Below are 26,174 nucleotides of genomic sequence, written 5' to 3'. Positions count from 1 at the left end.
TGCAGTAAACGCCAGAGGCTGGATGATTCCTGAGTCTCTGGCGTTTTATCGATGCATGTCACATTCGAATTGTAACAGCAAGTCCGTATTCTCATAATGTGACCAGACGTCATGCGGGTCGCAGGGTGTATTTCACATGATCCTATCGTCTCCAAATTATGAGCCTCAATCCGTCCTCAAAAAGATCATCTGCGGTGTGACCGGAATTAAAATACTCCTCTATGGCTGCAGTGATGGTTGGATGATCTTTTTGGAATCGTTCCATGTCAAATGCCTTTGTCATTTCTTCGTCCGGTGGAGTTTGTTCCTCGATGACATGCCCTAGGGTGAAGTGGGTTGCTGTCAGTACAATCAAACGGGATTCCCGTAAACTAACTCCGGCGGTAAGCAGCGTTCGTACTGCCGTCTCCATCAAATCGGATATGGCTCGTGAGAAATGCGCTCCGGCAACGACCCGAGCCCCGTCAGTATAGGAAAACATAGTTTGTCGCAGTTGGTGAAATACATCAACCAACCATTCTTGCCATGGCTCGTCAATGCTTCGCTGGCGTAAGTCATGAACCATGGGCTGAATAATGTGCTCTGCCATTTCGTTGATCAACGATGCTTTGTTTTTGACGTGCCAATACAAAGTCGGTGGTTTGACGCCCAGTCTATTTGCCAACGAACGCAAACTTACTCCTTCCGCTCCGACCTCATTCAGCAAATTCAGCGCCTCTTCTATAACAGCATCCCTGTTGAGAGCCATCGTTTCATATCTCCTTAGCATGATCTCCTTGACACTCTAACATATATAGAATAAATTTTAAACAACACTCTATATATGTTAGAGAAACTGTACAGGCGATATTGAAGTCGTGTGGATATACGATGATTTTCAAGGTAAGAGGATAGTCCTTGTCATCGAATAAGGGAGTGAATTTTTATGCTGAACTACATTCAACGCTGGCATCGAAATACCGTTAATAAAATCGCCGCCACGTTGGGGCTTCCCGAAGATCTGAGTCATCATCAACGGGCACGTGTCACACATCGACACGTGCACACGGTTCATCAGCGACATAACAGACATATCACGGATTGGCATCATCGTCACAACCAACGTATCGCAGATTGGCACGCACGGCATTTAGCCGAAGTTTTGGCTGGAACGAACGGATTACACCGATGGGAAAGGTTTGTTTACAGGCAAGTAAGTCGCTTTGCAAAGTAACAACGTGAGGCAATCTGGCTGCTTCCAGACGGGAGCAGCCTTTATTTCTAAAATCCAACATTGGCCGTTACAGTCCCGGTGCAGGAAATTGTTCGGCCAAATTCGCCACTGCCTGTGCGATTCGCGTCAATTCCATTTCGCTTTCACGCTTCGCTGCTTGAATTGCTTCATCGATGTATTGAGCTAGCAGTCTCATTTCTTCCTTACCCATACCGCGGCTAGTTACAGCAGGTGTGCCAATTCGTAGACCGGAGGGGTTGAAAGGTTTCCGCGGATCATACGGGATTGTGTTGTAATTGGTAACGATCCCCGCTTGATCCAGGGCCTTTGCTGCTCGTTTACCGAGAATATCCTTGGAAGTTAGATCGATGAGAATCAAATGATTATCGGTTCCTCCGCTAATTAAATTGTACCCTCTATCCAAGAGCTCTTCCGCCAGTGCTTTGGCATTTTGTACTACTTGCTGCGCATACAATTTAAACTCTGGTTGCGCGGCTTCGTGAAGGCATACTGCAATGGCAGCAGTCGTATGATTATGAGGCCCCCCTTGTAATCCGGGGAAAACAGCCTTATCCAAGGATTGTGCGTATTCCTTGGTACTCATTAACATGGCTCCTCTAGGGCCGCGTAGGGTCTTGTGCGTGGTGGTCGAGACAATTGGTGCGTGGCCGACCGGACTTTGATGTACACCGCCGGCAATGAGCCCCGCGATGTGAGCGATGTCGGCTACCAAGATTGCGTCAACCTCTCTGGCAATATCAGCGAAGGCAGAAAAATCGATTTCCCTCGGAACCGCAGTACCACCACAGAATATCAATTTCGGACGTTCTTTCTTCGCCAATTCCCGAACTTCATCGAGATCGATTCTGCCAGACTCTTTGCTCACGCCATACTGTACGCTCCGGAACCATCCACCCGTCACGGAAACATGCCATCCATGTGTTAAGTGTCCACCCATCGGTAGTGCCATACCCATAACAGTGTCCCCTGGTTTTAAGAAGGCCGCGTAAATTGCCAGGTTCGCCGGAGAACCAGAGTATGGTTGAACGTTGGCGTGCTCAACGCCAAATACCGCCTTGGCTCTGTCTACTGCTAGTTGTTCCACTTGGTCTATCCATTGCTGTCCCTCGTAGTATCGTTTTCCAATATAGCCTTCGGAGTACTTGTTCGTGAGTACCGAGCCAGTTGCTTCTCTTACGGCACGCGAAACATAATTTTCTGATGGAATAAGCGGCAGCTTTGTTCGTTGTCGGTTTTCCTCCTCGCGCAGTAAACCGGATAAGGTAGGATCTTTCACATCAAGAGAAGTGTCCGGGATTATTGAGAAGCTAGTCAATTTTATCTCTCCTTTGCAATTGCTAAAATGCAAAAAGGGCGATGAGATAAATGGTAGTCTCATCGCCCAGGCGTACGGCTTTTTCGACAGTAGTTCCCTCATGGGTTTCCATGTAACTCGCCAGTCACTACTGAAGTTGAATTGTGTTTTTATTGTAATCGAATAATGTGGTGTGTTCAACAACATCGCGACAATCGCATCAAAAAGGTAATTTGACATTCAATTAGCTCAATTCCTGCTTGGCGTTAGCACCGGGTAAATATAACCGAGACAAAGCAAAGGCTATTACGCCGATGATGAGGCCAGCCACGCCCCAATGGAACGTGACAACGACGATTTCAAGCTCTGTCTGTAGTGATACAACGCCGAGGATCCCTTGGATGACGATGAAGGCAAAAATCAAGACAGATACGTTTCGCAAGTATTTGTGCTTGAAGGTTGTCAGCACAAACCATATGCCCGCTAGGACCAAAAGAACCGCAGTGACCATGTGAATTCCGAGTAACGATTGAGATAGCATTTGTGACGGCGGTACGTGGCGACCGTGGCTCGAAATGTAACTGTCTTGGCCGAAGAGCGCTTGACTGGCACCTGTATGGCGGAAAACGGCACCAGCTGCGACGGCCAGTAGGCCACAGACATATAGCATCCACGCTGCTCGTTTCAGCGCTGTACGTTGTGGATTTGGAGCTTCCAAAACTACGCTATGTTTTATTTGATCGTCACGCTGAGCCAAATTGGCGAGGTGGACGAACAGTGACAGCATGACCATACTGTTTAGTACGTCGACTGTTGTGGCGGTTCCGGGAAATACAAACAATACAATCAGTCCTGCATAGACAATCTGAATCAGCAGTGAAACGAGTCCGAGGCAACATGTCCACATCATGGCACGGTTTTGGCGGTATGAAACAAGTAGCCAGATGAACAGCCAAATCACGAATACCCCTAAGAGGGCCGCTACAAAGCGGTGTACCAATTCAAACATGAGTGATCCGCTAATCGACACAGGATGGCCGCAAACTGGCCAATTCGGACAGACAAACCCGGCGTCTTCTCCGACAATAATTCCTGCTAAAATCATCTGTAGGCCAATGACTACAGTGGTTGCCCAAGCTAGGTGATGAAATTTCATGCGGAATCATCCTTTGTCAAAATAGCGTGCTTCGTAAACAAACATAGCGGAAAAAATTGAGCGGGGAAATGGTCGTTCTGGATGGTTCATTTATGGTTCAATCGGACTAGAACCTTTCGTTTCAAGCATACGAATCGTCCGTTGTGAGATGTCTCGTGGGCCTGTACGTCTTTGCGGCAGATATATCACTTTAGTTCCAGGCAAATTCGTGTTGGTGCTTAACATGCGCAGGGTCATGTTGGCTTTGTCCTCTTTTCTTGCTTCGTGAGCATCATCAACGCAATGGCACTTGAATGTCTAGTCCTGTGAGTTTGTCACTTTCACTCGTTGTCGATCCGGCTGAAGGTGTCGGGTCATTTTCCGGCAGAATCCCAATTTCCTTGTTTAAGTGCTTGGGCTTCTCATATAAAGCTGTGGCGTATACTGTCTCAGTTCCTCCATGAATGGATTCTCGGTCCTGGCGACCCATAATCGGAATGATTGATGCACCACCGGATGACATGTTTAGGATGAGGTCGACGTTTGATTTTTGTTTCTTCGTGTAATGGTAATCAACCATCACAGTAGCTGGCGTAACAGCCACTTGATCAATACTCAGCGTGATACCTTTGTACGTTTTGCTCAGTTTCGGTGTATATGTCGCGGTATTTTTCATTGCCTTCGTCTCTGACACGGGGACTTGAACTTCCCAATACCCATGTTTGTTTCCGAGTTTGTGAATGACAATTTGAAGATTAAACTGCTTCGGTAAAGCTTGATTTGGATAACCTTCGTTCACTCCATGCCATAGTTGGGAAGACACTCGCCCTGTGGCGCCACTTGTTGTCATCTTGAGCGGCTTACCGTTTAAATAGAAATTCATATCCGGTGCAGCTGGATCCTGCGGAAGAGGCCGATACAATGAGCTAATCTGGTATTGTAGAGAAAGACGACCTTGATCATCGTATACATCCGTAATCGTAAAGGTAATTCCCCGATCAGTCGCTGCGATGTGTACCTTATCCTCAAACACGGTCGCCTGATCTAACCCTGGATCTCCAAACCAATCATATACCTGGTTCACAACTGGCAACTTGTCCATGGCTAATGCAATACCAGGAGATAAGAACGATAATCCTAATCCGCAACCAGTGACACCAAGCACACATGCAGCAGCGGAAATGGTAGCTCGGCGGACGAGGCGGTGCAGTGCGGGTTTCTTTTTCTTTTTTTCATATTTATATTGATTCCAAATTTGTTCAAAAGACACCGAGGGTGACGCTTGTTCGACGATTTCCTTGAGTGATTTCTGAATATCAGAATTCATGCCCATCCCCCTCGCGCTTCCAACTCAAAAAAATCGTGATTCCCCAAATACTTCCGTAATCTGGTCAATGCAGAATTTAGCCGGGACTTACACGTTCCAAGCGGAATTCCCAATGTTTCGGCCACTTCGTTCAACGTTAAGCCAACGAAAAAATGTAAAATGATGACTTCTCTACTCTTGAAGTTCAATTGGTCAATTGCTTGTTTGATCACGGCGGCTGTCTCGTTACTTAATAAATTCTCGATTGGTGTGGGTGCTTCCAGGTCAATTTGATCACTTGTTTCAGGTACAAACGATAACCATCTTTGCTTGCGCATCATATTTCTGGAAGTATTTACGGTAATCCGGTACAACCATGGCTCAAATGGTTTGGAGGGATCGTACATATGGTATTTCCGGAAAACTTGGATAAACGTCTCTTGTAACCTATCCTTCACGAAATCCACGTTCACGATGGCGCAATCGTTCCACGGCCTCCCAGAAAATCCAGATGGATCGGGAATTAGTACTGTTTCGTTGATTAAAGTAAGGTAACGATATCGGTCAGGGCGTGTCCTGCAGCAGATTCGTGCACAATAGCTTTCTCTGCGCTCTTGCATAACCTGAACGTAGATTTCTCTACGTTCAGGTTAATCCTGGAAGAATCCCCGTTAAAGTCTCAAGTAGTGGTGTAAATTCTTCAGGAGGCTGAATCTTGACGAAAAAGCCATCGAGTGCAATCTACTAAAAGTGTGCAGCAATCAGTAGAGGAGGCACTTCGATGGCTTATACGGATAAGATCGCACTTTTGGAGTTAATTCGCAAGATCGGATTAGAAGATGGTGATGTGGATTTCTTGAAAGAAGGGCTGAGGGTTCTCACCCAAGCAGTGATGGAGGCTGAGGTGAGCTCCCTGATTGGCGCTGAGCGATATGAGCGTAGTGAGAAGCGTAGCAACAGCCGTAATGGGTATAGAGAACGAGAATGGGATACTCGTGTCGGAACGATCGATTTGCAGATTCCCAAGCTTCGTAAAGGGAGTTACTTCCCAAGTATCCTAGAACCTCGGCGGAAGGCTGAAAAAGCCCTTCTGTCCGTTGTTCAAGAAGCGTATGTGCATGGTGTGAGCACTCGTAAAGTGGATGAGTTGGTCGAATCTATGGGGATTCAAGGAATCAGCAAAAGCGAAGTGTCTCGAATCTGTAAAGAACTCGACGATGTAGTGCAGGACTTCAAAAACCGCCCGCTGGAGGGGACGTATCCATATCTTTGGCTAGATGCCACTTTCCCGAAAGTGCGAGAAGGCGGACGGGTGCAGAGCATGGCGTTTGTGATTGCCATTGGTGTGCGAAACACCGGTGAGCGTGAAGTATTGGGATTTGACATTGGCACCAGCGAGGACGGCGCGTTTTGGCTCACATTCATCCGCAGTCTGATTGCACGTGGATTGCGTGGCGTACAGTTAGTAATTAGCGACGCGCACGAAGGACTGCGTAGTGCCATTGCTTCTGCGCTGACTGGAGCGACCTGGCAGCGCTGTCGTGTCCACACAATGCGCAATATTCTCAGCCAGGTGCCTAGAGCGTCACAAGCGATGGTCTCATCCATTGTCCGGACCATCTTTGCGCAGCCGACGCAGGAAGCCGCCAAACAGCAATTATCTGTCGTTGTGAAACAACTTCAAGGAAAGTTTCCAAAAGCGATGGGTGTTCTGGAACGTGCAGAGGAAGACGTATTAGCATACATGGGATTCCCGAAGGAGCACTGGAAGCAGATTTGCTCGACAAACCCACTTGAGCGCTTAAATCGTGAACTAAGGCGGCGCTTTGATGTGGTTGGCATATTCCCCAACCGAGAGTCTGTATTGCGCCTTGGAGGATCGATTCTCCAAGAGCAGAACGATGAATGGATAGTTGCAAGGCGCTACTTCAGCCGAGAGTCTATGGCAAAACTCATTGGCACTGATGAACAGCAGTTACTAGCTCCAACGTCAGTTTTGCATAAATAGCTAACACTAGGGGTTGCACTCAATTTACACCACTTGACGGGACACTACCGAATCCCCTTTCTCTGATTGGTCACTGCTGCACGAGCTGCGAGGAAGGCCTTGCTTTCCGATGGAATTTGAACAGAAGGTGAACTCACGATTGTGGAGGAATGCAACATTGAATTTTGGCTGAGTAGAAGGATGGTTTTGTACAGTCGAAAAAGGAGGCGTGTCTGCTGTACTTGAAATATGCAATCCGTTTTATCTCTGTCGCCGGATTGTTGCTGAGCAACGCGATAATTGTGTATCAGAACAAGTGTATAGAGCCTAAGTTTTTAAGGTGCTTCACCAGTGCATACTTTTATGAACTGGTGATAGCAGCTCATGTCATTAAGGATATTCGCACAGCTCAATTAGGGTGCCGGACGTTGAGGCCATATGCATGTAGATGAGTCGACGCCCTCGTGCGTTTATCCGTAACGTTTCCTCGTAAAAACGTACGCCTTCTCGTTTTGCTTCTTCAATAGCTTGTTCTAGGTTTGGCACACGATACGCCACATGATGAACCCCCTGTCCTTTCTGTCTCATAAATCGGGCAATGGGTGATTCGCGATTTGTTGGCTCGAGTAATTCCACATGCATGTCGCCAACCCGAATGGCGGCAACATGAACCTCGACTCCTTTGGTCTCAGCAGTGTATCTATCCATCAATACCCCACCTAGTACGTGAAGGTAGAATGGAAGGGTCTCGTCAATATTCCGCACGGCAATTCCGAGATGGTCAAACGCTTTCTCCATCGTGTTGTCACCTCACTCAAGGTATTCATTAATTATGATATCAAAATATTTTAGAAAACTCTCTTTACCTACTTCTGTCACACGAATCGCACGGCGGCACAAATAGAAGCAGTTGGGGATCATCCTTGCTCGGTTGTGTCAAATACCTGCCTAATCCTATCACGTACGCTTTCACCGAAAAGTGGGAAACCTTACTATTAAAACTTGAAGAACCTAAGTTGCCTAGGAGGATTCTATGCCTCACCTAATGGATTATTTGGGGAAAGAGCTTGCTGAATTGATTGAGCGCCATACCGACAGGGAAGGTTTTCAACCTACTGAAATCCCATTTCTGACTTTCTCGCGTTATAGCACGCCTCACTCGTCCACCTTAAATGGGCCTCCCTATGGACTTTATAACCCTTCACTCTGTCTTGTCGCGCAGGGCGCGAAAGACGTAATACTCGGTGACAGCCGCTTCAGGTTTGGCCCGACGAATTACTTTGTCGCATCTATGGATTTGCCCATTATCAGTGAGGTCGTAGAAGCATCTGCTGATCTTCCAATTTTGTCGTGCAAAATTGAGTTCACACCAAGCCAGATTTTAGAATTATTCAGTGACGACGACCTCAAAAGGAATCCGAGGCGAACGTCCAAACGTAGCATGTACGTGGCCGAACTAGATGTGGCTTTGTTGGATGCTGTCGTGAGGCTGGTTCGTTTGCTAGATTCACCGACTGATATCCCTGTCCTTTGTCCACTTTATACAAAAGAAATTTTGTACAGAATACTTCATGGTGAACATGGCGACGCATTAAGACAAATCGCGACGGACGAGAGTCCCACTTTTCATATCAAAAAGGCAATTCAACACGTCCTATGCCACTTCCAGGAACCCTTACGCATTGAGACTCTGGCGAATATCGCCAAGATGAGTGTCCCGTCATTTCATAGGCATTTTAAGCAAATAACCGCCATGAGCCCGATTCAGTTTCAAAAGCGACTGCGGCTTTTGGAAGCCAGACGTCTATTAATGTCCTCCGAGTCAGATGATGTCGCGCACGCAGCATTTCAAGTTGGCTATGAGAGTCCGACGCAATTCAGCCGTGAGTACGCCCGCATGTTTGGATACTCACCCAGAGCGGATATGAAGCGACTCAAAGGGATGAATTAGTGTGAAGAGCGGTTGGCTGTAGGTGATAGGATTGGGCATCTTTTTGACAAGATCGGGTTAACGGTTGTTCGAACGAAGATCCTACAATCTATATGCAGGCGTAAGGACAATCATTCTCGAGGAGGCTATATATGCAATATATTAAGTTGGGCAACACCGGCCTTGAAGTGTCGCCGATTTGTATTGGTTGCATGGGGTTTGGAGATCCTTCAAAAGGACATCCTACTTGGGCGCTTGGTGAGGAAAAAGCTCGTGCCTTGATTAAATACGCCGTTGAAGTTGGTATAAACTTCTTTGATACTGCCAATATGTATTCGCAAGGGACGAGCGAGGAGATCGTTGGCAAAGCACTCAAAGATTTTGCGAAACGTGAAAATGTCGTTATCGCCACAAAACTTTGCGCGCCCATGCGCTCAGGTCCCAACGCGTTCGGCCTTTCGCGAAAAGCAATTATGACTGAGATCGATCACAGTTTAAGACGCCTTGGAACCGATTATATCGACCTTTATCAGATCCATCGCGCTGATCCATTTACTCCGTGGGAAGAAACGCTCGAAGCACTCCACGATCTCGTCAAAATGGGGAAGGTGCGCTATTTAGGCGCATCAACAATGAGGACGTGGCAGTTTGCGAAGGCGCTTCATCTCCAAAAAATGAACGGTTGGACTCGGTTTGTATCGATGCAACACAACTACAATTTGATCGCGCGAGAGGAAGAGAATGAAATGATTCCGCTCTGTGCCGACGAAGGTATTCAAACGCTTGTCTATAGTCCTCTTGCTCGCGGTCGATTGGCTCGTCCTTGGGGCGAAGTAACCGCTCGCGCTGAAGCCGAACCGGCGGCTGCTAAGCTGTATGAAGCAACTGCGGCGGCTGATCAGAAGATTATCGAGGAGATTGGTAATATAGCGGCAGAGCGCGGTGTCAGTCGCGCCGAAATTTCGCTTGCCTGGTTATACCGTAACCCAGTTGTGGCAGCGCCTATCATCGGATCGCTCAAAACCAGTCATATCGACCAGGCGATTCACTCACTCTCGATCACCTTGACTGATGAAGAAGCAGAACGGCTAGAAGCATTGTATACGCCTCGCGTCGATCCAATGGTGAAAAATTCTGATCCGAAGGGAATAGCCGAGACGGCGGCATCCGTTGGACTACGTGTCGCAATTTCGCCGGTTTCCAGATGAGTTAAACGAATATACGTTGGCTTCCGTCAGCACCCTGCTAGCTCCAATTGTTAACTTTGTGTATACTCGTAGTTAACAATTGGAGCAAATGAGGTGCCGTGCTTTGAAAAATACAACTGCGAGAAACTGGTTAGAGCTAGCTGAGCAAGTGAACCAAGGGTACGAGATTTCTTATGACGAAGCGCTCGAAATACTGCGCGAGCCTGATTATCGGGTTCTTGATCTCCTGAGCGCAGCATTTTTGATTCGACGCAAGTACTTTGGCACAAAGATGAAATTGAACATGATTGTCAATGCGAAGTCGGGGATGTGTCCAGAGGACTGTTTTTATTGTTCTCAATCTGCCATTTCCACCGCTCCTATCGAAAAATATCCACTCCTGTCTAAAGAAGTTATTTTTGCAGGTGCGCAAGAGGCGCAGCGCCGCAAAGCAGGTACATATTGCATCGTGATGTCCGGGAGACGCCCGTCGAATCGCGAAATTGATCAAGTCGCTGACGCGGTGCGTGAAATTCGCGCCACGAGTGATTTGAAAATTTGTTGTTGTCTAGGGTTTCTCAGTCCAGAGCATGCGTCAAAACTGGCGGACGCCGGTGTTCATCGCTACAATCACAACCTCAATACGAATCGGGAGAACTATGAAAACATCTGTTCAACCCATACCTATTCTGATCGTCTGGATACTGTGGGACATGTGAAATCTGCCGGGATTTCACCGTGCTCCGGTGTCATCTTTGGCATGGGGGAAACGGAAGAGGGACGCGTGGATATGGCCTTCGCGCTGAAGGCGCTTGACGCCGATTCGATTCCTTGCAACTTCTTAAACCCAATTAAAGGAACTCCACTATCGGATCGCCACGAGTTAACGCCGAATACTTGTCTGAAAATCCTTGCCATGATGCGCTTCGTGAATCCATCCAAGGAGATACGCATTGCAGGTGGACGCGAGGTGAACTTGCGTCATCTACAGCCGCTCGGCTTATATGCTGCCAATTCCATTTTTGTCGGTGATTATCTCACAACAGAGGGGCAATTGCCGGAAGCCGATTGGAACATGATTCAAGACCTCGGATTTGAGATAGAGGAATCCGCACTTTAGCGTGCCCAGAATCGAGACGAACGAAAGGAATTGGCATCGATTTATCCCGACGAAGCTGGAACGTTAGAGTAACAGGGAAGTTTTCGATTTAACCGGAAGAAAAATTATAACTGCTACAGTAGGAGGGAGCCGACACAGTCTTTGCAAGGCATGTCGGCTCTTTTGGTTTACCGTGATACAAGAATACTTGCGACGAGGCGCGAGAGATTGCGCTGAATCTTCTGACTGAAGGAATGGATATTAAGATGAGCCGATTCACCCCGTTCCGTAGAGATTTGAGTTCCCTTTCGCCCTGGCGTAGTAGCGATAGACAGCGCAACTTCTGTAGTTCAATCATATGAATTTCGATGTCATCCGTCAGGATGAGTCCGTATTGTCTTCTCTTAGGTGGAACGTATTGTGGTAACGGTCATTGTCAACATAATTGAACCCCAAGATGTTAATGGTCACTGTGTGACAGAGGTTTCGATAAGCCCCACTCTCCACCAATTGGCCCCCATACAGTTTCGACCAGTAAATAGGGTTCTTCTTAGTTTGATTTATCCCTGCGTAGGTTATTGATTTCTTCAACGGAAAGTCCGGTTAGCCGGACTATCAACTCAACTTCCATACCCTCTGCCAACATATTTTTGGCGATCACAATTGATTTCAATCGTTCTCCTTCTTCACGTGCTCTTTGTTCACGTAACTCAGCTTCCGAATTGCAGCAGCTTCATCCAGTATCGCCATGCGCCTCGAATGATACTCTGCCAGTGCATGGGGGTCACGGCTGATGTCTTCCCACTTCTCAAATGCTTCCTTCATCACGGGGTCCTTCATCGCAATTTCCTCCAATTCGTTGCGGATTTCTTCATTGTCGGCCGCTTCCAATAACAGCAACCAGCGAACCAATCGGTCCTCATGAGGATTTGCAGTATGGTTACGCCAACTCACCAGCAATTTTGGAATCTCCATGAAGTGGATCTCCAATGCGTCAGTGAGCGGAAACCGCTCGGTATCTTCATATATGTGAAACGTTGAATGATATTGATTGGATGATTTGACATACCGAAAGTTCAAGATGTTAATTGTGATCGTTTGGGCAAGCTCTGCATACGCCATGCCTTTTTGCATCTGATCCGAAAAAATACAGGCCCAATAATACAGTGTGCGTTTTTCCATGTCGTAACGGTTGTCGAGTTGGATCTCGATATTGATCCGAGTTCCGTCCGCAGTTCGAGCATGAGATATCTAGGGATATTGTATCATCCCGGATTTCGACGATTAGGTGATTGAGGTCATTGACCGGGGCATGTTTTCAAGTATTTGGTGGATTTGTTAGCGAACACGGCGAAATCATGGTACGGAACTAGAGCAATGGACACAATTCCCCCCTCCCCAAGCCAGGCTATGAACTCCACTTTTTCAATTGGAAGAAAAATCTACGTGGCGGCATGAAGCATGATCAACGACCGATGCTTTGCATACACGGGAAGACGAATGCTCCACTGGCGTGCATGACGCACTAGAATCCCAGGTAGATGGAATAGTCTTCGTCTGAGCCGTCCGGCGGTCCACTGTCGCACCCCTGGTTGAAGCGCGACGTGCTTGTACAGCAGGAGTAGATTATACGCAAGTAGCTTTAGACCTTGCAGCGCTTTGTTGGCATCGAAATTCTGGCTGGAGAATCGGTCAATGGCAAATCCATATTTGGCTTCCTTGATGTGATTCTCAGCGTTACCACGAAAGTTATAGAAGTGCCATACATCCTCGCCGCTCCAGTCAAACGTTGTGGCAATCGCCTCGTATTCCCAGAGCCAATCCGCACACAGGCACTCCTGGGGGTCAATGTCTAAGCGACGCACAATCACGACCCGCCGAGGCCTGTCCCAGGATGTTGCCTGATACATGATGGAAGTAACGTCACAATGTTCCCGGTCACTCTCTGTGATGCAGTGCCAGAGGAGATTTGGCGCTTGCGCCAACTGTGCGAGTCGCTTGGTCCACTTCAGTTTGATGACGTAATCCCGCTGATCTTGCTCCAATATCTGAAACACTTTTTCTCCGGTAAACCCTTTATCCATGCGGACGGCACGAATGTTGACGCCATCCGGCAACTGGTCTTTCATCGCCTTGTAGAAATCCGCAAATCCATCTGATGTATGGGCGTCACCAGAGCGCAACTCATCATAGAGACAACAACCAGTGAGTGAATCAAACGCCAGCAAGGGATGGAAACTCGCTCGTCCGTGATGGTGTGGATTATATCCAACAGCGGACTGTTGCTGCGCGCCATAAACAGTCTCTACAGAGGAGTCGATATCGACCACGATGCCTTGTCCTTTGGGGAGAAGTGACCTTAGGATTTGTCTATGCGCCGAACGTATCGCTTTGATGCCAGCGTCGGAACCGAGCCGCTTCAGATCCTTATACAACAGAGTCGTATCAGGCAGTTTCGGCACGTCCAACTTCAGCTTCAACAGGGGATCTTGTTCGATGTCCTCAAAGTGGAAAATCCGTTCCTGACCCAGCAAGGAACCGAAAATGACGGTCAGAGCAATATCGTCCATGTGGAACTGGGTGTTTCTGCCCTTGCGTAATCCATGTACCCAAAACTCCCTGTCAATACCCGTTCCCAAAACGAAATCTATGAGACCACTTGCACCGCCAAAGGAGGTGGCGGCATTCAAATCGTAGCGAGTATGAATTGTAGAGCTTTTACGAGCAAACTGACTTCGTGTATGATTATATTGTTTCACCCAAAAGGTGCTCCTTCCTAGCGAAGATGTGGTTCTCGACAAACTCATCTTAGCCATACGGGGAGCACCTTTTCAATTATTCACACCAGTTCATGAGGACACAATCGTCGAAATCCGGGATCATGGTTCCTGATGAAATTGCTTATGCCAGCTTGTTCAGCGGAACTTCACCTAACAAGGCATCGGCTTTAACAGACGTGTTCTTTGATGCCTTCGTCGAGGAAGGGGTATACTTACTTTGTACCATATTTTTCTTTGACTAAGGAGTTGCGGTCATGTCCGATAACAATAGAAAGCCGAATCGGTTGATTCACGAGAAGTCTCCGTATCTTCTCCAGCACGCCTATAACCCAGTCGACTGGTTCCCATGGGGGCAGGAAGCCTTCCAGAAGGCCGCCCGCGAGTCGAAGCCCGTCTTTCTGTCCATCGGCTATTCGTAGCCCTGCGGGGCTATGAATAGTACGACCTTACATATATAGGAGCATGTAATCGACCTGTCATTGGTGCCACGTGATGGCACATGAGTCATTTGAAGACGACGAAGTTGCAAAGTTTCTCAACGAGCATTACGTGGCGATTAAGGTGGATAGAGAAGAGCGTCCAGATATCGATCACGTCTATATGACCTACTGCCAGGCGCTCACCGGCGAGGGCGGCTGGCCGCTCACGGTGGTCATGACGCCGGATGGGCACCCGTTTTTCGCTGGGACGTATTCTCCGAAAACTTCGCGTTACGGTCGGCCAGGGCTGATTGACATCCTGCAGCAGTTGGCGGATAAGTGGGCGAACGAGGGAGAGCGGATTCGCGAGGCGAGCGCGGACATCACGCGCCGTATGCAGCCGATTTTTGCGGCGGCGCCAGCGACGTTTGAGCCGCGGCAAGCGGTGGACAAGGCGTTTGAGCAGCTATCGGCACGCTTTGACCCGGAGTATGGCGGGTTTAGTGATGCGCCTAAGTTTCCGTCGTTCCACCAATTGATGTTTTTGTTGCGCTACCACCGCTTTACCGGCGATGCAGAGGCACTCACCATGGCCACGACGACCATGAACGGGATTATCCGGGGTGGCATTCACGATCACGTCGGAGGCGGCTTATCGCGCTATTCGACCGATGCACTATGGCGCATTCCACACTTCGAGAAGATGTTGTACGACAACGCCTTGGGCGTCTTGACGGCGACCGAGTTGTACCAGGTGACGACCGATGAGACGTATCGCACGTTCATCCGGCGCACGATGAGTTATCTCTCGCGCGAGATGATGTCCGAGGAGGGCGCATTTTACGCGGCGCAAGACGCGGATAGTGAAGGGCAGGAAGGGCGGTTTTATGTGTGGCGCCCGGATGAGGTGGAAGCGGCGCTTGGCGAAGAGTTGGCGCCGTTGTATTGCGACTTCTATGACATCACCGAAGAGGGCAACTTCGAGGGCTACAGTGTGCCCAACCGAATTGATGTCGATGTCGCGTCGTTTGCGGCCTCGAATGGACTGACGGCGGATGAGTTGTGGGCGAAATTGGACGCGGCGAACGAAGTGTTGCTCGAATGGCGGGCGCACCGCACGCCGCCAGGCACGGACGACAAGGTGCTGACTGCCTGGAATGCATTGATGATTGCTGCATGCGCCAAGGCAGGTGCGGTGCTTGGCGACGCCGAGTACATTGGCAATGCGGTGCGCGCTGTGTCGTTTGTCGAGGAGCACCTGGTGCGTCACGACGGGCGGTTGTTGGCGCGTTATCGGGAGGGCGAAGCGGGGATTCTCGCGTACGCGGACGATTACGCGTATCTCGTCTGGGCCTATCTCGAATTGTATCAGGCGACGCTGGACGCGTATTACCTGCGTCGGGCGATGCACTGGCAGATGCGGATGAACGAGTTGTTCTGGGACGACGAACAAGGCGGCTACTTCTTGGCAGGCAAAGATGCCGAGCGGTTGATTGCGGCGCCCAAAACCGCTTATGACGGTGCGACGCCGTCCGCCAATTCGGTCGCTGCGTACAACCTCGTGCGTCTCTATGCCATCACTGGCGAGGCGCACCTGGCAGAGCAAGTCGACCAACTGTTCGCTGCGTTTGGCGAGTTTCTGAATGAGGCGCCGGCCGAACATTTATATCTGTTGATGGCGGGGATGTTGGTCGAGGCGGGATCGACCGAAGTGGTGTTCGCAGAAGCGCACGGCGACAACGAGGTGGCCGCGTTTCTCGAATGCTGGCACGAGGTTTTTGCGCCGGAGGCCGTGGTGCTCAAGCCGGGCGCACGCGTTTCGGAGGCACAGGTGTATCCGGTAGAAGGCGGCGAGACGACGCTCTACGTGTGTCGTCACTTCGCTTGTGAGCGGCCTGTACACGATTGGCGAACGGCGATTGCGCATGTGCGGGTGAATCCGCCGCAGTTGCGCTGAGTTGGTTGGCGAATCGGGGCAAAGCTGAAACCGAGGAATCTCGACATGCGCCAATGGGGAGGCGTTTAGATGTTGCAGTTTGATCACCTCTTGCACGCGGTGCACAGCCCTGAGGCGGTGCGCCAGGCGTTTACGGACGCTTTTGGGCTCACGACGGTGGACGGTGGCACACATCCGCAGTGGGGAACCTACAACACCCTTTGTTATCTAGGGTTGCCGTATATTGAGTGGATTGGCGTACGGGATGAAGCGACAGCTGCGCAGACGGAATTTGGTGCGCGCGTCCTCGCGGCGCTGCGCGTAGCAGAATCTCCCGTGCAGTTCGCGCTGCGGACCTCCAAGATGGATCAGGTGGCCGAGTTTTGGCGGGCCAAGGGGTGTGCGTTTGACGGCCCAGTCGAGGCTTCACGCAAGCGCCCGGATGGCACGATTCTCTCGTGGCGAATGCTGTTTCCGAAGCAGCCGCTGGGTCGCGGTTTTCAATTGCCGTTTCTCATTGAGTGGGGGGAGCCGGACGAGGTGCGCATGCAATCGCTCGTGGACAGTGGGGCGCTCCCGAAAGAGCAACCGTATCATCTGGGCGCTGTCCATTCGGTGGTTGAGTCCTTGACGGCTTTTCAGGCGCGGTGGGCCGAATATTTTCCGGTGCCTCTTTTGCCTGTAAAGGATCCGGTGCGCGGGCAGGGCTTGGTCGCGCACCTCGGTGACGTGGACGTTTATTTTTGGGAGCCGCGTGCGCAGGAGGCGGCACGCGTGCTGGCGCTGCACGGTGAGCGGCCGTTTGAACTGGTGTTGCGTGCGCGCCGTGGCGTAGATGAGACGTTTGTGGAGGGTAGGCAGCTACTCTATGGCTTGTCGGTTCGCGTGATACGTGGCGAGTAGTCCGGTTGCTTGTATTCTGCAGCGCGGCGAGTTACCTTTGATAGTGTGAAGCATGAGATGGATATGCAGGACGTGGGCGCTGGTTGTTGTGAAGACCATGTGCTCACGGTTGCAATCGCTTAATTAGGGGGTACCGAGGGTGGCCGATTCAACCACAGCTATCGCAAATGGCGAGATTGACCAGTTGGGCGACGCAGAAGCCGCGATTGAACGCGCGAAACGCGAGGCGTCTGAAGGCGTCGTTGAAGCGCTTTACTTACTGCAGGATTTGGAGGAACGCGGGGTTCTGCCGCTGTTGCGCGCGCTGATTGAACAGGGAGACGACGTCATGCGCGTCGTTTTGGAACTCATCAAACGGCAGGAGTACCTTGGCGGTATGAAAAATGCCGTCACGTTGTTGCAAGCGGTGGGGACCGTTGAGAAAAATTCGCTGAATACCGCAATGGCGGCTGTGTCCGGTGGGCTTGAGGCAGCTGCGTCGACAGCGCCGAAGGAGAAATTCGGCTTGTACGATTTGCTTGCCACGCTGCAAGATCCGGATGTGAGTCGGGCGCTCTCGTTTGTCACGTCATTCCTAAAGGGCATGGGCCGTGCGCTTGGGGAAACAGAGGCTGGAGGCGCAGCGCGATGAGTTCAGTGCCCGCAGAACCGAATCACGACATGCCGCAGCGCATGGAAAAGCCGGTTGTGCAGTTTCGAGATGGCGCTTTCGTAGAGACGACGGATGCGATTGCATCCGAGTATGCCCTCACTATTTTTGTGAACGAAAATGAGTTGGCGACTATCGTTTGCACACCGACGCATATGGAAGAACTGGTTGTGGGATTTCTGGCGTCTGAAGGCATTATCCGCCGGGCCGACCAGATTGAGTCGCTTGCTATCAGTCGCTTTATGGGCACTGCACGGGTGACGACGAAGCACAAGGTGACATTCAACCAGGAGTTTTACAACAAACGCTATATCGCTTCGTGCTGCGGAAAGGGACGGCAGAGCTTCTATTTTCACAACGATGCTGTCACCGCCAAGCATGTCGATGACGATGTACAACTGACTGCAGATCAGGTATTTGCCGTGCTTGACGCCATGGACGAAGAAGCGACGCTCTTTCACGAGACAGGTGGCGTACACATGGCGGCGCTTTGCAGGCCGGGTGAACTCGTTTTGGCGCGCACGGATATTGGCCGTCACAACGCACTCGATAAGATCTTTGGCCATGTGTTGCAGCAAGAGATTCCGTTGGCAGGCACCGTCATCGCCTTTAGTGGACGCATTTCTTCCGAGGTACTCTTGAAAGTGGCGAAAATCGGTGTCGGTATTGTTGTGGCGAGGTCTGCACCGACCGCGCTCGCCATTGACATGGCTGATGAGCTCGGTATCACTGCGGTCGGGTTCGTTCGCGGCCGTTCATTTAACGTCTATACGCACCCTTGGCGCATTCGTCAGTAAGTGCGGCGTGACGTGTTGCATTTACAGGTCAGGTACCGGCAGGTGCGACCAGCGGATGGTCGACCGGGAACCGCTGCCCGCATGATGGCGCTGTTCCGTCCGGTACCTGTATTCCTGTAAGGATTCCCTCTATAACCACTTGCGTCGCTTAAAGATGATGAAGAGCACAATGACCGATACGAGAATCCATCCCCAAAGCCAGAGATAGCCGTAATGCCAACTGTACTCCGGTACTTTGAGGTTGGTGCCGTACAACCCTACGATGAACGACAATGGCATAAACAAGGTGCTGACGATGGTCAAGGTCTTCATAATGGAATTCATCCGATCACTCTTGATAGCCATCTGCAGCTCCAACAACCCCGAAAGCGCTTCGCGGAAACTATCGACGTCGTCGACGATGTGATTGATGTGGTCGTAGAGATCCATGAAGTAGACGTTTTCCTCCGGTTTGCTGTAGGAGAAGCCCATATGCATAAGACTTTCGACGACGCTTCGCTCGTCACTGAACACGCGCCGGACGTGATGTAAGGTGCGCTTGAGCGAGAAAATCGTCGAGGCGACGGATGACTCGGGGTTTTCGTAGATTTGCGACTCGAGCGTGTCGACCGTCTCTTCGATATTGTCGACTAGGTCCAGGTAATGGTGGACGCAGAGATCGAGAAATTCATAGACGATTCGCCCTGGGCTGTGCATTTTTTCTGGAGATTTATCAAATTCCTCCTCTAGTTCTCCAAGAAACGGCATGGGCTCCTTGAGAATGGCAATGATAAATTGCGGCCCCATGACAACGGAGATTTCGACGAGTTGCCAGTCGTCTCGCAGGAAAAAGAAAGGGAAGTATGCGATATCGTGATGCGTGTGCAGGCGCGGACGCACACCTTCCTGAAGGCAGTCGTCGACAATTTGCGCGGGGCATTGGAACAGTTCGCCAACTGTTTGACGGATGTCTTGGTCGCTTGGTTTGAGCAGCGTCAGAAATACCATTTCACCTTCCTGCGGCGCTCGATTGTCGATGCGCATGACTTCGTTGTTGCGACAGACCAGCATGATTTTCACCTGACTTGTTTGAGTGTGTCCCAATCTATTGACGAGGATAGTAAGATATTGACGGAAAGACCAGCTATCTAATGTCAAGCACTCAATTGAGTTCTAAGAACAATGAAGGGAAGTGATTTTTGGACGCATCTATATAAGCCTGTCAGAAGCAGACTTGATGTGAATATTCAGACGGGACGTTCGGTTTACGCGATTGGCTCGTATGGCTTTTTATCCCGTAAGACGGCATGAATGATGTATGTCAATTTACGCGCCACGGCGCCGGTTGCAGCTAAATGGTGTTTCCCTTGAGCCCGCTTCTGTTCGTAAAAATCTCTGAGAATTGGACTGTGTACCTTCGCGACACTTGCGGCAAGCCAGATGGCTCGGCGCAAATAAGGTGAGCCACGTTTGGACATTCGGTTGCGCGTTCCGGTGAATTCTCCTGAATGACGCACTGTAGGGTCAATTCCGGCGAATGCAACGAGCTTTACGCCAGTTGGAAATCGGGCTATATCGCCAATTTCACCGAGAATGGCAGCAGCCAAGACGGGACCTATACCTGGAATTGTGACAAGGTTGGTATCCACGGCTTCGAGACGCTTTTTGATCTCACTGTTCAGTGAATCCAATTGCTCCTCTGTGAAGCGAATCTGCTGGAGAAGCAGGCGCAATTGCAGTCGATACGCGTCCAGTGCTGTGTCGATGCCGAACGACGCAGCAGCGGCAGATTTGAGTTCTTCCGCTTTGTCCAGTCCGAGACGGTTCCGACTATGTTTGGCAATGAAGGCCGCCAGTTCTTCTGTATCTACGGCAAGGATCTCTTCCGGTGTTGTGTATTCCATCAATAATTCGGAGGACGTCTTACCAAATAGGTCTGAGAAGAGTCGCTCGTATTCGGGAAACAGCATATCTAGCACGCTGATGACCTGTCGCTTTAGGTCTGAAATTGAGTCTACCAGACTGAATCGGAATCGGCTCAATTGACGCAAGGCAACAATTTCATCACTGCCGAGTTCTGTCGTACTGTATCGTCCAAAGCGCAACACTTCAGCAATGATGAATGCATCCTTCGTGTCATTCTTGGTTTGTCGAATGTACATGTTTCGAAAGGCATCCGACTGAATGGGGTTGATGACACGCACCCGTATGCCATGTTTACGGAGAAACGAGTGTAGAGCCAACCAGTAGTGACCAGTGGCCTCCATTGCGACTTCTGTGGATGACAAATCGTGATCGACATTCTGCATCCACTGAATGAGCTTCTGGCCTCCAGCCTGAGTATTTGGGAAGCGCAAAGTCTTGCCTTGGCTCTGCCCAGTTGAATCGATCATGCAGGCTTCATGATTACGCTTAGCAATATCAATACCAACAAAATACATTGCACGTACCTCCAAATGGGTCGGATCCGCACAACCTTGCGATCTACAACCTAGTTTGAGATTCGGAGATAGGGTATAAACCCTTCAACATCCAGCTCATTCGTAACGCTCGCAAGGCGGGGACTACACTCTTTAAGTCGAGAACCAATGGTCCCAAGGAGAGGTTCGTAGTACCCCGACCACTACGAGAATTTTATCTCAAAACTCTTTGGAGTACGTGACATCAATATACTAGGAGATGTGTCATGCAACTGCAGGAGAATGTTTCGCAAGATAGACAACTTGGTCATGTGCTCTGGAAATTAACCCGGCCACACACACTGACGGCCTCTTTTGTCCCGGTGCTGATTGGTACGGTTCTCGCGTTGTCATTCGCGCACTTACACGTATTGCGTTTTGTCGCGATGCTATTATCTTGTCTGTTCATCCAGATAGCGACGAACATGTTTAACGAGTACTACGATTACAAGCGGGGTTTGGATACGGAGCATTCGATTGGTATTGGCGGCGCGATTGTCCGCGACGGCTTGCAACCAAAGACTGTGCTTCGGATGGCGCTTGGCTGTTATCTGATTGCCTTGCTGATTGGTGTGTACCTGTGTATTAGCAGTAGTTGGTGGCTGGCGCTGATTGGCTCTATCGGCATGCTGATTGGCTATTTGTACACGGGGGGGCCGCTTCCCATCGCGTATACGCCGCTTGGTGAATTGTTCGCTGGCTTGTCGATGGGTGCGATGTTCATCCTGATCTCATTCTTTATTCAGACCGGGTACATCAATACGGAATGTATTTTAATTTCGGTTCCGATCGCGATTCTCGTCGGTGCTATCAATATGTCGAATAATATTCGAGATTTGGACGGGGATAAGAGTTCCGGCCGCAAGACATTGGCGATTTTGGTTGGGCACAAAGGGGCGGTCACGCTGTTGGCAGTATCCTTTGTCGTCGCCTACCTGTGGATTATCGGCATGGTCGTGTTTGGCTATGCGAGCCCGTGGTTGCTGCTGGTTCTCTTGAGTGTCCCGAAACCGATTCAAGCGGTGACGGGCTTTATTGGCAAACGTTTGCCGATGCAAATGATGCCGGCGATGAAGGCGACTGCACAGACCAATACGATTTTCGGGTTGCTCTTGTCCGTCGGTTTGTTTATCAGTTTCCGCCTGTAAGGTTTATGTACCTGTGTTAAAATCTGTGATCCAAAAGGCCGTCTGCGCTGACTAGTCACCTAGTCGGGGGACGGCTTTTTTTGACCCTGGTTGGGACAAGTTCTATAATTATGGGCGTTGTGAGGTACCACTCGACGGGAAGCCTTGAGTGGATTCGGGAGGGTTTGGCGTGACACTTCAGTGGGAAAAAGTGAAGGATTATACCGATATTATTTATGAACGTGCAGAAGGAATTGCGCGTGTCACGATTAATCGTCCAGAGGTGCGCAATGCATTTCGGCCGGAGACGGTTGCCGAGATGATTGATGCGTTTCAACATATCCGCGACGATGCTTCAACGGGTGTCGTGTTGTTCCGCGGCGCTGGAGATCTCGCGTTTTGTTCCGGCGGCGACCAACGCGTGCGCGGTCATGGCGGATACGTCGGTGGCGATTCGATTCCGCGGTTGAACGTTCTTGATTTGCAACGGTTGATTCGGCAGTTGCCGAAGCCAGTGATCGCTGTGGTCGCAGGCTATGCGATTGGCGGCGGACACGTCCTGCATTTGGTGTGCGATTTGACCATTGCGGCGGACAATGCGCGGTTTGGGCAAACCGGACCGAAAGTTGGCAGCTTTGACGCAGGGTATGGCGCGTCGCTGTTGGCGCGGACAGTCGGCATTAAAAAGGCGAAGGAAATTTGGTACCTCTGCCGCCAGTACTCTGCACAAGAGGCGCTGGATATGGGATTGGTCAACGCAGTCGTGCCGCTGGATCGGCTGGAAGAAGAAAGCATTCAGTGGGCGCGCGAGATTCTTGAAAAGAGCCCAATTGCCATTCGCTTCTTGAAGATGGCCTTCAATGCCGATACCGATGGTGCGGCTGGTTTGCAGCAGTTGGCTGGTGACGCAACAATGTTGTATTACATGACGGAAGAGGCAAAAGAGGGGAAAAATGCCTTCCTCGAAAAGCGGAAGCCCGACTTCACGAAGTTTGGCAGACTTCCCTAATGGGGCGGGGCATGACGCGCGATTAGCTTTGAATTGAGTCGAGGTGTGTTGAATGCACGGTTTCGAGGTGCAATCCGTCCGTTCAATTCCCGATTGGCTGCGAGGACGCGCCATCCATCATCCAGACCATCCGGCCCTCGTCGCGCCGGAGGGGACCTGGACATATCGAGAACTTTACGATGCCGCGTGTGAGTACGCGGCTTCGTTGCGGATATTAGGGGTCACAGAGGGCGATAGGGTTGCGGTCATCGCCAAGACAGGCGTCAAGTACGCCCTCATGATGCACGCCATCATGCAGCTCAATGCAGTTGTCGTACCGCTGAATTGGCGGCTCACGGGCATTGAGTTGGCCAAGCAAGTGGAGGATGCCGAGGTCGCGATCCTGTTGTTTGACGAAGGTGGGGCGACACTGGCGCGAGACGTTCTGCAACATGTGCAACCGCGGTATGGCGGTCGGGCGTTTGAGTCCATTGAGCGGACCACAGAGCGGGTAGAGCGGTCGGACATTGAGCTGACCCACATGCACGCCATAATCTATACATCCGGTACGACAGGCGTCGCGAAGGGCGCTGTAATTACATATCAGAACCACTGGTGGGGCGCGATGGCCTCTGCCATGCAACTTGGACTCACGCCGGCGGACAGGTGGCTCGTGCCGATGCCGTTATTTCATGTCGGGGGTATGGCAGTACTTATCCGCAGTCTCATCTACGGTACGACGGTCGTCATTCACAACGGATTTGACGTGTCGGCTGTCAATGAAGCGCTGGATAGCGGTGATATCACCATGGTTTCGGTTGTGCCGACCATGCTCCAACGCCTCATTGAACATCGGCGCGCAGGGTATCCACCGGCACTGCGTTGTGTGTTGTTAGGCGGCAGCGCAGCGCCAAAATCGCTCGTGGCACGGGCGCTCGCGCTTGGGATACCCGTGAATCAAAGTTATGGAATGACTGAGACGAACACACAAGCGACGACTTTACAATCTGCGGACGCATTGCGTAAGGTCGGTAGTTCTGGCAAGCCGCTGGCCAATATGCGCGTGCGCATTGCAACGCCTGATGGCTTCACGGACGAGGCTGGGGTGGAGGGCGAGATTGTCGTCCAGGGCCCAACGGTTATTTCAGGCTACTGGAAGCGTCCCGACGCCAATGCAAAATCGTTCCGGGATGGCTGGTTTTATACCGGCGATATCGGTGTTTTTGACGAAGAAGGATTTCTTTACGTGTTGGATAGGCGGGCAGACCTCATCGTTTCGGGGGGAGAGAATATCTATCCCGCGGAAGTTGAATCCGTCCTTGTCCAATACGAGGGCGTGCGTGAGGCGGCGGTTGTGGGGCAATCAGATCCCACTTGGGGGCAGGTGCCTGTTGCGTTCGTCGTCAAAGCATCCGAAGTGGAGATGACCGAATTGGCACTCGCCAATCATTGCCGCCAGTTGCTGGCAGGATATAAAGTGCCAAAGGCGTTTTATTTTGTCGACGAATTGCCGCGTAATGCCTCTGGGAAATTGCTGCGGCGGATTTTAAAGGAGCGCTTGCAATGAAGAGGATGGCGTGGGAAGACATGGTGGGCAAACTGGCGCATACCTACGCCGATGATGCGGCAGTTGTGTGGGAGGACAAGCGCATTGTGCGCGTGAAGATCCCACTTGAGATACCGCTTCACACGTTCGTGCGCTGGCAGATAGCTGTGCCGGCGGTGTTTTCGTCGGATCCAAAGACGCATCGCACGGCGCTCGGACTCGGGGCGGCCACTCAGCTTACGGGGAATGGGCCGGACGCGTTGGGCGACATTCAGATGGCCATCCGCGCCAAGAACGTGCCAAGCATCCCGGTCACCTGGTTTGGTGGATTCGTGTTTGACTCGACCCAACCTGTCGATGGCACGCTCTCTGGTTGGCCGCACGCGTTGTGGTTCGTCCCGACCGTGACGTTGGAGCGGCAAGGTAGTGAGCAAATGGTCACGGTGACTGCGGTGTTGCCAAATGGCTTGTCGATAGCGGAAGTAAACGAGGCGCTGCAGCCCATTGGCGAGGTGCTTTCGGGTGCGGCGGATGACGGGAAGACTGCCTTCCATTCGGGAGCGGGCACGAACGACCAGGTGTCACCTGAAGTGAAGCACGGTTCAGTTGGTACAGTGCACGACGCCCGGTCATGGGAGGCGCTCATCCGTAAGGCCGTCGGCGAATTGCAGCGGGGCGAGATGGCGAAGGTGGTCCTTGCTCGACAGACGCCGGTGACGATTGGCGTGTCACTTTCTGAGGCACTGGCGCGGTTACTCGAGACGTACGCGACCAGCCATGTGTTTGCACTCGCTTGGGATGGACGTTGGTTCATTGCGGCGAGCCCTGAGCAACTCGTTCGGGTCGAAGACGGGCTGATGGCAGTGGACTGTCTGGCGGGGACGATGGCTCGTGGGGACACCCCTGAAACGGATCAGGCGCTCGCCGACGCGTTGCTGAACAGCGACAAAAACCGCGAGGAACACGCCGCTGTAGTGCGGGTGGTGACCGACAGGCTGCGCTTGGTGGCCGAAGAGATGGCGGTTCCAGATGTGCCTGTGTTGAAAAAACTAGCGAATGTACAGCACCTCTACACGCCGGTCCGGGCGAAGTTGAGGGAGGGCAAGCATCTGTTTGATGCGGCTTCGCTTTTGCATCCTACGCCAGCCGTCGGCGGCGTGCCACTCGAGCGAGCGCTCGCGTTTATTCGCGCGCACGAGGGGTGGCCGCGGGGGTATTACGCTGGAGCCATCGGCTATGTGGACGCAGGCGGCAACGGCTTGCTCAGTGTCGCACTGCGGAGTGCAGCGGTTGCCTATCCGCAGGCGGTGTTGTATGCCGGCTGCGGCATTGTCGCCGCCTCCAACCCGGCGGATGAATGGCAGGAGACAGAAATGAAATTGACACCGATGCGGCTTGCGCTCGGGTGAAGGGGATTTG

At 51.2% G+C, this 26,174-nt stretch carries 23 protein-coding genes, 1 pseudogene and 1 riboswitch; of the genes and pseudogenes, 13 read left to right on the top strand and 11 right to left on the bottom strand.

Annotated features, from left to right (window positions below; genetic code table 11):
* Positions 1-142 precede the first annotated feature (142 nt).
* From K1I37_RS13275 to K1I37_RS13255, 5 genes are all read right to left on the bottom strand, one after another.
* Positions 143-748 carry a TetR/AcrR family transcriptional regulator C-terminal domain-containing protein gene (locus K1I37_RS13275; RefSeq protein ID WP_021294873.1) on the bottom strand — a complete coding sequence of 202 codons (606 nt, stop codon included), beginning with the start codon at positions 746-748 and terminating at the stop codon, positions 143-145.
* Positions 749-1,280: 532 nt separating this feature from the next.
* Positions 1,281-2,612, bottom strand: a complete 1,332-nt coding sequence (locus K1I37_RS13270; protein ID WP_081653906.1) for a serine hydroxymethyltransferase — start codon at positions 2,610-2,612, stop codon at positions 1,281-1,283.
* Positions 2,607-2,687, bottom strand: a riboswitch (ZMP/ZTP riboswitch). It overlaps the preceding gene by 6 nt.
* A gap of 85 nt (positions 2,688-2,772) precedes the next feature.
* Positions 2,773-3,684, bottom strand: a complete 912-nt coding sequence (locus tag K1I37_RS13265) for a COX15/CtaA family protein (RefSeq protein WP_021294876.1) — start codon at positions 3,682-3,684, stop codon at positions 2,773-2,775.
* Positions 3,685-3,958: 274 nt separating this feature from the next.
* Entirely contained in the window at positions 3,959-4,990 is a 1,032-nt protein-coding gene (locus K1I37_RS13260) for a DUF4179 domain-containing protein (protein WP_021294877.1), read from the bottom strand.
* Positions 4,987-5,442 (bottom strand): RNA polymerase sigma factor, encoded by a 456-nt coding sequence (locus tag K1I37_RS13255; RefSeq protein WP_021294878.1) that lies wholly within the window; start codon positions 5,440-5,442, stop codon positions 4,987-4,989. The genes K1I37_RS13260 and K1I37_RS13255 overlap by 4 nt, the downstream gene beginning before the upstream one ends.
* A 308-nt stretch (positions 5,443-5,750) precedes the next feature.
* Here K1I37_RS13255 and K1I37_RS13250 point away from each other — a divergent pair, with 308 nt between their 5' ends.
* Positions 5,751-6,977: an IS256 family transposase gene (locus tag K1I37_RS13250; protein WP_206923068.1), complete on the top strand. Its 1,227-nt coding sequence runs from the start codon at positions 5,751-5,753 to the stop codon at positions 6,975-6,977.
* Positions 6,978-7,346: 369 nt separating this feature from the next.
* Here the strand turns inward: K1I37_RS13250 and K1I37_RS13245 are convergent, their stop codons facing one another.
* Positions 7,347-7,754, bottom strand: coding sequence for a VOC family protein (locus tag K1I37_RS13245; RefSeq protein ID WP_021297785.1), 408 nt, complete (start codon positions 7,752-7,754; stop codon positions 7,347-7,349).
* Between the two features lie 235 nt (positions 7,755-7,989).
* Here K1I37_RS13245 and K1I37_RS13240 point away from each other — a divergent pair, with 235 nt between their 5' ends.
* From K1I37_RS13240 to bioB, 3 genes are all read left to right on the top strand, one after another.
* Positions 7,990-8,907: an AraC family transcriptional regulator gene (locus K1I37_RS13240; RefSeq protein ID WP_021297784.1), complete on the top strand. Its 918-nt coding sequence runs from the start codon at positions 7,990-7,992 to the stop codon at positions 8,905-8,907.
* Between the two features lie 131 nt (positions 8,908-9,038).
* Positions 9,039-10,094 (top strand): aldo/keto reductase, encoded by a 1,056-nt coding sequence (locus K1I37_RS13235; RefSeq protein WP_021297783.1) that lies wholly within the window; start codon positions 9,039-9,041, stop codon positions 10,092-10,094.
* Positions 10,095-10,197: 103 nt separating this feature from the next.
* Complete coding sequence (gene bioB / locus K1I37_RS13230) at positions 10,198-11,193, top strand: biotin synthase BioB (protein WP_021297782.1); 996 nt, start codon at positions 10,198-10,200, stop codon at positions 11,191-11,193.
* Between the two features lie 357 nt (positions 11,194-11,550).
* Here bioB and K1I37_RS21905 read toward each other — a convergent pair whose 3' ends face one another.
* The 3 genes from K1I37_RS21905 to K1I37_RS13220 form a co-directional block, all read right to left on the bottom strand.
* Positions 11,551-11,763 (bottom strand): PD-(D/E)XK nuclease family transposase, encoded by a 213-nt coding sequence (locus K1I37_RS21905; RefSeq protein WP_081654207.1) that lies wholly within the window; start codon positions 11,761-11,763, stop codon positions 11,551-11,553.
* A gap of 78 nt (positions 11,764-11,841) precedes the next feature.
* A complete protein-coding gene (locus tag K1I37_RS13225) occupies positions 11,842-12,354 on the bottom strand; it encodes an Rpn family recombination-promoting nuclease/putative transposase (RefSeq protein ID WP_021297780.1) in 513 nt (170 codons plus the stop codon).
* A 260-nt stretch (positions 12,355-12,614) separates the two neighbouring features.
* Positions 12,615-13,931, bottom strand: coding sequence for an IS1380 family transposase (locus K1I37_RS13220; protein ID WP_242215904.1), 1,317 nt, complete (start codon positions 13,929-13,931; stop codon positions 12,615-12,617).
* 275 nt (positions 13,932-14,206) lie between these two features.
* On the opposite strand from K1I37_RS13220, the pseudogene K1I37_RS21555 reads away from it, so the two are divergent.
* The 5 genes and pseudogenes from K1I37_RS21555 to fdhD form a co-directional block, all read left to right on the top strand.
* Positions 14,207-14,368 (top strand): annotated as a pseudogene (locus tag K1I37_RS21555) (DUF255 domain-containing protein); the annotation flags it as partial.
* A gap of 76 nt (positions 14,369-14,444) precedes the next feature.
* Complete coding sequence (locus tag K1I37_RS13215; RefSeq protein ID WP_021295555.1) at positions 14,445-16,328, top strand: thioredoxin domain-containing protein; 1,884 nt, start codon at positions 14,445-14,447, stop codon at positions 16,326-16,328.
* Positions 16,329-16,397: 69 nt separating this feature from the next.
* Entirely contained in the window at positions 16,398-17,210 is an 813-nt protein-coding gene (locus K1I37_RS13210) for a VOC family protein (RefSeq protein ID WP_021295556.1), read from the top strand.
* Between the two features lie 139 nt (positions 17,211-17,349).
* Positions 17,350-17,841 (top strand): helical membrane plugin domain-containing protein, encoded by a 492-nt coding sequence (locus K1I37_RS13205; protein WP_021295557.1) that lies wholly within the window; start codon positions 17,350-17,352, stop codon positions 17,839-17,841.
* A complete protein-coding gene (gene fdhD / locus K1I37_RS13200; RefSeq protein ID WP_021295558.1) occupies positions 17,838-18,656 on the top strand; it encodes a formate dehydrogenase accessory sulfurtransferase FdhD in 819 nt (272 codons plus the stop codon). Before K1I37_RS13205 ends, fdhD begins: the two co-directional genes overlap by 4 nt.
* A gap of 129 nt (positions 18,657-18,785) precedes the next feature.
* Here fdhD and K1I37_RS13195 read toward each other — a convergent pair whose 3' ends face one another.
* Complete coding sequence (locus tag K1I37_RS13195; protein WP_021295559.1) at positions 18,786-19,706, bottom strand: magnesium transporter CorA family protein; 921 nt, start codon at positions 19,704-19,706, stop codon at positions 18,786-18,788.
* A 194-nt stretch (positions 19,707-19,900) separates the two neighbouring features.
* A complete protein-coding gene (locus K1I37_RS13190; protein ID WP_021294825.1) occupies positions 19,901-21,076 on the bottom strand; it encodes an IS110 family RNA-guided transposase in 1,176 nt (391 codons plus the stop codon).
* A 245-nt stretch (positions 21,077-21,321) separates the two neighbouring features.
* Between K1I37_RS13190 and K1I37_RS13185 the strand changes: the two genes are divergently transcribed.
* The 4 genes from K1I37_RS13185 to K1I37_RS13170 all read left to right on the top strand — a co-directional run bounded on the left by K1I37_RS13185 (position 21,322) and on the right by K1I37_RS13170 (position 26,164).
* A complete protein-coding gene (locus K1I37_RS13185) occupies positions 21,322-22,242 on the top strand; it encodes a 1,4-dihydroxy-2-naphthoate polyprenyltransferase (protein ID WP_021295347.1) in 921 nt (306 codons plus the stop codon).
* A gap of 169 nt (positions 22,243-22,411) precedes the next feature.
* A complete protein-coding gene (menB, locus tag K1I37_RS13180) occupies positions 22,412-23,230 on the top strand; it encodes a 1,4-dihydroxy-2-naphthoyl-CoA synthase (RefSeq protein ID WP_021295346.1) in 819 nt (272 codons plus the stop codon).
* A 52-nt stretch (positions 23,231-23,282) separates the two neighbouring features.
* Positions 23,283-24,776: an o-succinylbenzoate--CoA ligase gene (locus K1I37_RS13175; RefSeq protein WP_021295345.1), complete on the top strand. Its 1,494-nt coding sequence runs from the start codon at positions 23,283-23,285 to the stop codon at positions 24,774-24,776.
* On the top strand, positions 24,773-26,164 hold the full coding sequence (locus K1I37_RS13170; RefSeq protein WP_021295344.1) for an isochorismate synthase: 1,392 nt from the start codon (positions 24,773-24,775) through the stop codon (positions 26,162-26,164). The genes K1I37_RS13175 and K1I37_RS13170 overlap by 4 nt, the downstream gene beginning before the upstream one ends.
* Positions 26,165-26,174: the final 10 nt, after the last annotated feature.

The sequence above is a fragment of the Alicyclobacillus acidoterrestris genome (assembly GCF_022674245.1).
Taxonomy (GTDB): domain Bacteria; phylum Bacillota; class Bacilli; order Alicyclobacillales; family Alicyclobacillaceae; genus Alicyclobacillus; species Alicyclobacillus acidoterrestris.
This window is presented reverse-complemented; position numbering and strand designations above follow the sequence as displayed.